This is a genomic window from Persicirhabdus sediminis (genome assembly GCF_016595495.1).
Taxonomy (GTDB): domain Bacteria; phylum Verrucomicrobiota; class Verrucomicrobiia; order Verrucomicrobiales; family Akkermansiaceae; genus Persicirhabdus; species Persicirhabdus sediminis.
Window position 1 is genome coordinate 1 of record NZ_JAENIM010000014.1, and the last position, 6058, is coordinate 6058.

At 45.0% G+C, this 6058-nt stretch carries 8 protein-coding genes; 1 reads left to right on the forward strand and 7 read right to left on the reverse strand.

The features are described 5' to 3' along the window. Positions 1-273 (forward strand): integrase core domain-containing protein (locus JIN82_RS02570; RefSeq protein WP_200310078.1); only part of this gene is annotated, 273 nt, incomplete at its 5' end. A gap of 325 nt (positions 274-598) precedes the next feature. Here JIN82_RS02570 and JIN82_RS02575 read toward each other — a convergent pair. The 7 genes from JIN82_RS02575 to JIN82_RS02605 all read right to left on the reverse strand — a co-directional run. Continuing rightward, complete coding sequence (locus JIN82_RS02575; protein WP_200310079.1) at positions 599-958, reverse strand: hypothetical protein; 360 nt, start codon at positions 956-958, stop codon at positions 599-601. Positions 959-1339: 381 nt separating this feature from the next. Continuing rightward, positions 1340-1897, reverse strand: coding sequence for a hypothetical protein (locus JIN82_RS02580; RefSeq protein WP_200310080.1), 558 nt, complete (start codon positions 1895-1897; stop codon positions 1340-1342). A 141-nt stretch (positions 1898-2038) separates the two neighbouring features. Next, positions 2039-2437, reverse strand: coding sequence for a DUF4279 domain-containing protein (locus JIN82_RS02585; RefSeq protein ID WP_200310081.1), 399 nt, complete (start codon positions 2435-2437; stop codon positions 2039-2041). A 454-nt stretch (positions 2438-2891) separates the two neighbouring features. Beyond that, entirely contained in the window at positions 2892-3539 is a 648-nt protein-coding gene (locus JIN82_RS02590) for a hypothetical protein (protein WP_200310082.1), read from the reverse strand. Positions 3540-3685: 146 nt separating this feature from the next. Then, positions 3686-4222 (reverse strand): hypothetical protein, encoded by a 537-nt coding sequence (locus JIN82_RS02595; RefSeq protein WP_200310083.1) that lies wholly within the window; start codon positions 4220-4222, stop codon positions 3686-3688. A 999-nt stretch (positions 4223-5221) separates the two neighbouring features. Then, positions 5222-5491, reverse strand: coding sequence for a YcxB family protein (locus JIN82_RS17690; RefSeq protein WP_425511509.1), 270 nt, complete (start codon positions 5489-5491; stop codon positions 5222-5224). Positions 5492-5761: 270 nt separating this feature from the next. Continuing rightward, a partial coding sequence (locus tag JIN82_RS02605) for an integrase core domain-containing protein (RefSeq protein ID WP_200310085.1) occupies positions 5762-6058 on the reverse strand: 297 nt, incomplete at its 5' end.

Below are 6058 nucleotides of genomic sequence, written 5' to 3' on the forward strand. Positions count from 1 at the left end.
CTACGTAAGTTACTCGGAGATCATAAGTTCAAGCAGTCGATGTCAGCCAAAGGAAACTGCTACGACAATGCGACATGTGAGAGTTTTTTCGGCTCGCTCAAAGCAGAACTACTTCCCAACTGTGGTTATTTCGCAAGCAGAGAACTTGCCCGCAAAGCTATTTTTGAATACATTGAGGGCTTTTATAACACCTACAGACGCCACTCATCACTGGGCTATATATCGCCATTTGAGTACCTCAAAAAACAAAATCAGGTTGCTCTAGCAGCCTAATTCAACTAAAAAAATTAAAGGAGACTTGCTGTACGAAATTTGAGGGGAAGATCAATCGGCCCGAACTCTTCGCTACTGAAATAGCCTCTGAGGTGGCTGATTCTCGCTGCTCACAGCTCGACAAAAAAATTAGTGCTAGAGCAAAGGTAATACGCATCGTTTTTCTTTGCAGAACGTAAAGTACACCGACTCCCTATGGGAGAGCGGGCGTCGATACTGGATTAATGGTTTTAATTTTCATAAACTGACACTGGAAACGCGCCATAGGGAGTTAGGTGATACGACTTGTTCTGCAAATCCGATTGGGTTTCATAGTCCTTCATTTTTATATGTTTATTATCTTCATGAAATATGCCACCAAAAAAGCAAAGAAAGCTAAAATACTCACTGAAAATATTAAGCCTATGATAATAGAAAAAATATTGCCTATAGTTATCTTTTTATCATCACTCTCAGTTTCTTTAAAATTCGAATAATCACATAACAAAAACTCCTTAATCAACTTGGTGCATTCATTGTCATCTAGAGATTCCATAAATATCATCACTGCGTGCTTATCATTACCTCTCTGTAACCTCAATGCCCACTTGTCTACTGTACACTCCTGAACATTCAGAAGATCCCCTTTAGAGTTCTGAATACGTCTAATAGATAAAACAGGTATGGAGATAGTGTCGTCACTCATGTTTTTCAGCCTAACAATATTGGTTCGTAGTAATGGTTGAGTGATTTAACATTTCTGCGGCGCGATTAGCCGAGGCTACGACCATTAATTTTGTAGAGCTGGCGGGCGGGATGTTTAGCTAGATGGATCGTTCTCATAATGATGGCGGGCTGCGCCCTTAGTTAGTAGCGGAAAGCTTTCAATTCTCAGTGAACCTAATGAAGTTTGCTAGATCGATCTAATCAGTCAACCAAATAGCTAGCAGTTAGTCAGATAGGCTTCACCATGCTAACTTCAAACAGGCCACCCCAGCGATGCAAAACCACACCCGCTGGTGCGTCAGTAACAAAGGCATCACGCGATCAGTACTACGGGAGCTGGTGGATGCGATGGAGTAACTGGTTACGTGTTTGCTCTCGATATTTCGCCATTATTTAAATTAATTTCAAATACCTCACCATTAAAGTCTGTAACTTTGGCAATACTCTCCTGAAGCTCCAAACCCTCCGTAAAAATATCTGGGCCAGATGTACTCCATAGCTTTGTGCCACCTATGGAATAGCACCCAATTTCAAGCTCTCCCCAAGTTAAAAGACAGTTTCGGCCTTGTAGCCAGAACACCCCAAAGCATGTAGCGAAATCTACTTTTTCACACCAGTTCATTTCAAGGGTTGGAAGTGACAGAGAATAAAGAGCATCACCAGAAGCAACATAAAGACTATTGCCATCGAATGCTAGAGAGTGCTCGTTAATTCCTGTTGCTCCACCAACCCCAAGAAGCACAGCGGAACCTAAAGGTTCCTCACCTTCTACGACATTTATTCCATGAGCTGATACATGTTGGTATTTATCACTGCGGCAGTATTCATGAATATAATCTCTCGGATTGTCACTGGAATGACGAGCATATGTAGGTTCATCTCTCAAAGTAACTTCGTAATTTCCAAATACTCGATTCATGGTTCTAGTACACGTGACGTCGCAGTCCTCTCACACCAGCCCGAGGGCGAGCGTTGGACTGTTGGTTAAAGGTTGAATGGTCATGACACTTTCAACCCAGCGCGGGCAGGCAGTTGATCATCCAGGACTTGTTGTGCATCGTTAGTTATTAAGGCAGATGTCTAGTGTCAGACCAAGCTCCGAAATCCTTCGGGTTAAGTCCGGTGAGACGCTCAAAGATGAGACAGAATCAAATGCTAAAAAGCAGTCAATCGAGCATCTCCACCCCAAGCTATTCATTTTCGAAAACTCTTTATTTCGCCCCTGCAAAAGCACTAACCAAGATTCAATCTTCTCCTCGAGTGTATCGTCTGACTGCTCGCTAAAGCACTTCCAGCCTCCCCACTCGTAAAAATTACCCGGAGCCAACTCTTTTTCTTCTCCTCTTCTCCAAGATTTAGATGGTTCTAATTCTAGCCATGCAGTCACTTTTGATGGGTCAAGATCTTCTCCAAGAATCATCAATGTGGCTGACGCTACATATTCATCTTCAGTCTCCATTTTTTGGCTCAACAGTATTAATTCGTAGTAATTAGTGGTGGATTTAACATTTCGGAAATCCGATTAGCCGAGGCTACGATCATGGCTTGGGTTTAGCTGGCGGGCGGCATGTTTAGCTAGATTGCTAGAAATCCATAATGAGTCAATGAAATAGCTAGCAGCAAAATAGTTATCCACAGATTGCGCAGATTTCACATATTAACGATGGCTCTGCACATATTAGAAAAACTCCGCTAGCTGGCCACTCGTAGCTAGAGAACTAGCTGGCTCAGGCACCCTAGCTGCCAGCTCAAAGCGGTGCTGAAGCACACGCACTCAAAACGCCGTACTCGCCATCCAGCTACTCCACGATGCAAAACCACATCTGCGGGTCAGACAGCAACAAAGGCATCACCCGCTCGGTGCTGCAGGAGCTGATTGATGTAATTAGGTGAGCGTCGAAGTGTAGCCTGGGTTAGCCATTGCCTCCACCCGCTTGTTGGATGTTTGTTGCCGATATTTCTCTGATGTAAATACTGTCGGTATCACCCTGCAAAAGAGTGGATCCAGTGGCGCGCAAAAAAGCGAGGAAGTCTTCTCCTAAAGCTGCAGTATCCTCCTTGGGTCTTGATGGGCCAACGATGTAGACATCTTGATCCGGCTTGCGGAGCATGTGCTGTTTCTTGCTCTTTTCTGGATCACCGTGATCATACCAAAGCGCCACACTCCAATCCTTCATATCGCGTCCCGCCATGCTTGTCGCCTGGCCAGGCGACCACTCAACTGATTCAATTCGGTCAAGCGGGATGGTTCTCTCGTAGAAACGACGACCAAAGAGCTCGTAGCCGAATCGAACAGACGGTTGGCCTGTCTCATCATTCGTGGATAGAGCAAACCTCCTACCTAGGAAGACGGCAAGCAAATCGCAAAAATAACGACGGGTGCCCCCAGCATCGCGCCCCCTCCTCCAGAGAGTCCACGCAATGATGAGTAGCCAGATCACAGATGGAATGATGGCAACGCGATTCGCTAGATTCAGAACTGCGAGGCCCCCGAACACAACGACGATCACGCTCAGGAATCCAGTCCACAGAGCTTCGCTGCGAGAGTTTGGTATTGTCATCTCAGGATGGGGCATCGTGGTTCCTTTTTCATCCAACATTTAAATCCTCGCTCCCACTACCGGTAGCGCGCCTTCGATTCAGATTTAGGCTGCGTTTCACCCTCAGTTTTCGGGTCAACGGCAGTGGCGGGTTGGCGAGCGCCTCCTTATTCGGCGCGTTGTGATTTCCGGGGGTCGTAGTCTCGCTGATACTTCGCCAGCACGAGGGACTGCTCAGGAGAACCCTTCAGCTTCAAACTCCAAACGACATTTCCCGAGCCTACATGAAAAACGTTGGTCTCAAGAATGGTCTTGTTAATGCACTCGACCGTTGCAGCGACAACCGCCTCCAAGGATACGCCGAGCTTCGACGGATCGCCAGCACCGCTCAAATCCATCGTCACCGAATATCTGGCACCCTTCTCAAGTTTCACCGATAGTGTAATCCCGAGGAGGGACAAAATGTTGGAGTCGGAGATGCTGGCCGACTCATCCTGCAAAAGCCTATTTCGAGTAGCAACATGAGATAGTAGTCCTTCGGGTACAGCGTTCGTCAGAACCGGAACTCTGGCAATGACGATACCGGCGTCCATCTCAGTGCCTAGCGTCGTCAGCGGCTGGTGAACAAACGTCAGCACCCTGGTTCCTGCTTTCGTAGTTACGAGAAGAGCAAGGCTGAGAAGTATGAGTATCGAAATCCGCATGCTGGTTTTCTTCGCCGAACAGTATTAAATCGCAGTAATTGGTCGAGGAGTTAACATTTCGGAAATCCGATTAGCCGAGTCTACGATCATGGCTTGGGCTGAGCTGGCGGGCGGGATGTTTAGCTAGATTGATAATTTTCATGATAGTAGCGGGCTGCGCCTTTAGTTAGCAGTGGAAAGTTTTCAGTTCTCAGTGAACCTAATGAAGTTTGCTAGAATGCTCTAATCAGTCAATATAATATCTAGCAGTTATTCTAGATCCTTTAAATCGCTCCGTCTTATACGATAAAACTTACGATAGAGAATATCAATAATGCCGCCCCAACGAGTGATGAAAATAAAAACAATTTCGGGTAATTTCGTTCGGCTTGCTCATCAGCTAGAACCCGTCTATCAATTCGCTCAGCCGATTCTAAGACTCGCTTCAGAAAAGCCAGACATAGGGCGAAAGTTATACTTCCGAATATCATTGAGGTTTTGGGAATCGTCTCAAATGCCCATACCGAACATATTAATAACGCTACGCATGCAATGAAACAGAGAGACGCTTCAATTCTGTATTCTATGTGAGAAGGTTTCATTTTAAGCTTCAAGTCTAGCAAAATCGCAGCTAACAATCGAAACGAAAATCATTAAACAGCTAGGTTTACTGTACCTAAAGCGAACCAAAGACTCAGCCGATCAAGGATTAGCAGACTATCCTTATTCGACATCTTTGATGCTTGGCGCCGGCACCACTTTATAGGGACGATCCACAATAATCTTATCCCAGTAGCCTAAACCTACCCGGTCCAGGTCCTTGGGAGCCGAACGAGTTTCATAGAATCAGAATCTGTAAATCAGCGCAACCTATGGTTAGAAATCATTCCCGTCACACTCTAACTAACATACCCGATACTACCAGCAACAAATATCAAGCCAAGATCTCCAGCCAGTACAACGAGCGGGCAGGAGTTATCAAATGGCGAGAAACTAAAATGCGCTGCACCTACTAGAGTGTTAGACCTTTCTCCCGAATTGCAGTAAAGCGTGCTTAATCTCCTTTAGACTGAATGCGCTTTTGGGTAGTATAATTAAAGATTTCTTACCTTTTCGAATGAAGATATTGTTTTCTGTCTCGGACAAATTGTCGATTTCATTGAGATCATACTTTTTGTCACCTTTGGATCCAATTATTGTAATTCCATCTTCGGCTATCGACACAGTTCTTTTGCCCCAGGTATCCTCAGATTCTTTCAGCGCTGACTTTTTTACGCTTGAATAGGGCATTGTGAGAAATGCTTTGGCAACAAAATATAAAATTGCGGTACAAATAGGAATTTGAATCACGACTGAGAGTATAATGTCAAAAGTCTGAGAATACTCTCCATTTACGCTAGCCTTGCCGGAGTTGAAATAGGAGTAAATACAGGAGACGATAAGTGCTATGGGTAGAAGAAGCTTTTTGATGGGGCGAATCCAAGGGAATAGCAGGTCGCAATGCTCTGATCTTCCCCTCAAATTTCGTACAGCAAGTGTCCTTTAATTTTTTTAGTTGAATTAGGCTGCTAGAGCAACCTGATTTTGTTTTTTGAGGTACTCAAATGGCGATATATAGCCCAGTGATGAGTGGCGTCTGTAGGTGTTATAAAAGCCCTCAATGTACTCAAAAATAGCTTTGCGAGCTAGTTCTCTGCTTGCGAAATAGCCACAGCTAGGAAGTAGTTCTGCTTTAAGTGAGCCGAAAAAACTCTCACATGTTGCATTGTCGTAGCAGTTTCCTTTGGCTGACATCGACTGCTTGAACTTATGATCTCCGAGTAACTTACGTAGTTTGCAGCTTGTGTACTGGCTGCC

Excerpts from the sequence above, each read along its gene's own strand:
- JIN82_RS02575 (WP_200310079.1), bottom strand. The coding sequence starts at position 958 with ATGAGTGACGACACTATCTCCATACCTGTTTTATCTATTAGACGTATT.
- JIN82_RS02580 (WP_200310080.1), bottom strand. The coding sequence starts at position 1,897 with ATGAATCGAGTATTTGGAAATTACGAAGTTACTTTGAGAGATGAACCT.
- JIN82_RS02585 (WP_200310081.1), bottom strand. The coding sequence starts at position 2,437 with ATGGAGACTGAAGATGAATATGTAGCGTCAGCCACATTGATGATTCTT.
- JIN82_RS02590 (WP_200310082.1), bottom strand. The coding sequence starts at position 3,539 with ATGACAATACCAAACTCTCGCAGCGAAGCTCTGTGGACTGGATTCCTG.
- JIN82_RS02595 (WP_200310083.1), bottom strand. The coding sequence starts at position 4,222 with ATGCGGATTTCGATACTCATACTTCTCAGCCTTGCTCTTCTCGTAACT.
- JIN82_RS17690 (WP_425511509.1), bottom strand. The coding sequence starts at position 5,491 with ATGCCCTATTCAAGCGTAAAAAAGTCAGCGCTGAAAGAATCTGAGGAT.